The following is a 1,900-nucleotide window of genomic DNA, read 5'->3' as shown; positions in this document are numbered from 1 at the left end:
GGGCGTAATGTTCTCGCTAACGAGAACTCGGCCGCACAAGGACGAGCAGCGGATCTCGCAACCTCAATCTCTGATCGGGAGGACGGCGGCGTTTTGGGCAACATTCCCTATGTTTCTCCCTTGGTTGAAGGGACCTGGAATGGCGCAGGAAACGTCATTGGCTGGGCTGCCGACAAGATTGGTCTTGGGGGTGGCAAGAGCAGTGTTGCTCCTCTTGAGCCCGGTGAACGTGCGATTTTCCCTGTCAGCGGTCGCATCACGTCTGACATGGGCATGCGCAACCATCCCATCACCGGAAAGGCAGCGATGCATCAGGGCATCGATATCGCAGCGAGCGAGGGCACTCCTATCTACGCACGTGCATCGGGTGAGGTCATACGATCGGGCCACACGCCAGCGCGCGGAAACTTCGTCGAGCTGCGGCATGACGATGGATCGGAAACCCGCTATTTTCACATGCAGAGCCGACCATCTCTCACGAGGGGGGATACCGTCAGCCCGGGAGACACCCTTGGCAATGTCGGCAGCACGGGGCGCGTTACAGGTCCGCACCTTCATTATGAAGTATGGAAGGATGGAAAGGCGCTGGATCCGCGCCGCTACTCAGTCAAGGATCGGGAGTGATCAGGAAGGAGTCCAGGTTCCAACAAGAATGAACCACCCTAACAGAGCTGCGAGCACGGCGATCCGCCTCCAGCCCGTCATGACACCAGCGGGGACGATGGAATCGCGAGAAGATTTGTTCAGCTGCTCTTGCCCATAAGGTGTTGAAGGGTCGAGCGGGTTCTGGGGATTCATATAATATCCTGAACTAGAGCTCTTCAGGACATCCTTGTCGTCATACATCGTCCGATCCTTTCCCCACTACAATACGACAGGCGTAAGGATCGGACAAGTGTTCTAAATTTGTTCCCTTCCCCTTCCGGGCAACCTTCATTGCGGAATGGAACCATGCAGAGGCGGTAACTGAAACCCATGCTCCTCGCGCGCATGCTTCACGCCGGGAAGGGCGGTGATCTTAGGAAAAAGCCGCATTGGCCTGCGCCCGCCAAGCACACCGGTTCTCTTCATCACCCGCTCGACATCAATGCCCAGTGTTTCGAGCTTCAGCGCAACACTGCTGATCGCCTTGCGGTCGTGAACCGTCACGATAAAGCTAGCAGCTGGCGTCCGATCATGCGCGTCTTGTTCTCTTTTCCGCGCCTACATCCTACCAGAATTCCTTGTCGCCGCGGTGGGCGCGCCAGGCATTGTCCCATTTTTCTCCGATCGAGCCATCGACCGGTCGGTGACCAACTGGATGATCTGCCATGACATCATCGATATGGGGCTTGTCCTTTATCGAAGCGAAGGCCCCGATACCATGCTTCTTTAGGTAGGCGACATAGGCATGCTCATGTTCGGTCTTGGGTTCAGCTTTGCCCCAGGCGACGTCTTGAAACTGGCGCTGGGCTGCGGATTTGGGACGGCGGCGCTTCAGCCTCAGATCTTCGTAAAACTCGAAGTGGTCTCGAAGGAGCCTTTGGACTTGCCATTCGTCAAGCTTCATAGCTGACCATCACCGCTTTGATGCCTACGCCTCTCATTCTAGCTTGATTGACGGCCGAGTGCCAGATTTTCAGGGCCTTGCGAACGGCGCTGCTCGAGAGCGCGCGGCCCCATTCCGCCGCCGCTAACTTTGCCATTATGTCCGTCACGTGCGGGTAGCGGTCGAAGAAGTGGCGCCTATGGCGAGGGATTGGAGGCGGGAGGTGGGTAGAGCCGCAAGCAAGTCCAAAAAGCCAAGCAGCCGGTCTACTTCAAGTAAGGCTCCTGCTAGTCGTTGCTTGTGGCCGGCCACTGACATAGGTCCTATCGATCCTCCCGATCCAATCGAACCGCTTTTTCGACGAAACCCTGC

Annotated in this window: 4 protein-coding genes; 1 reads left to right on the top strand and 3 read right to left on the bottom strand. The window is 57.1% G+C overall.

What is annotated here, in order from left to right:
• On the top strand, nucleotides 1-624 hold a 624-nt coding region (locus C0456_RS20275), incomplete at its 5' end, for a M23 family metallopeptidase (protein ID WP_291056436.1).
• On the opposite strand, the gene C0456_RS20270 is transcribed toward C0456_RS20275, so the two are convergent.
• The 3 genes from C0456_RS20270 to C0456_RS20260 form a co-directional block, all read right to left on the bottom strand.
• A complete protein-coding gene (locus tag C0456_RS20270) occupies nucleotides 625-846 on the bottom strand; it encodes a hypothetical protein (protein ID WP_143738557.1) in 222 nt (73 codons plus the stop codon).
• A gap of 87 nt (nucleotides 847-933) precedes the next feature.
• The gene (locus tag C0456_RS20265; RefSeq protein WP_291056429.1) at nucleotides 934-1,149 is read right to left on the bottom strand and encodes a hypothetical protein; all 216 of its coding nucleotides are present in this window, start codon (nucleotides 1,147-1,149) and stop codon (nucleotides 934-936) included.
• 61 nt (nucleotides 1,150-1,210) lie between these two features.
• Nucleotides 1,211-1,549 carry a hypothetical protein gene (locus tag C0456_RS20260; RefSeq protein WP_086740487.1) on the bottom strand — a complete coding sequence of 113 codons (339 nt, stop codon included), beginning with the start codon at nucleotides 1,547-1,549 and terminating at the stop codon, nucleotides 1,211-1,213.
• Nucleotides 1,550-1,900: the final 351 nt, after the last annotated feature.

The sequence above is a fragment of the Hyphomonas sp. genome (assembly GCF_013823385.1).
In the GTDB taxonomy this organism is placed as follows: domain Bacteria; phylum Pseudomonadota; class Alphaproteobacteria; order Caulobacterales; family Hyphomonadaceae; genus Hyphomonas.
Note: the sequence above shows the minus strand (reverse complement) of the source record. Positions and strands in the feature narration are given on the sequence as shown.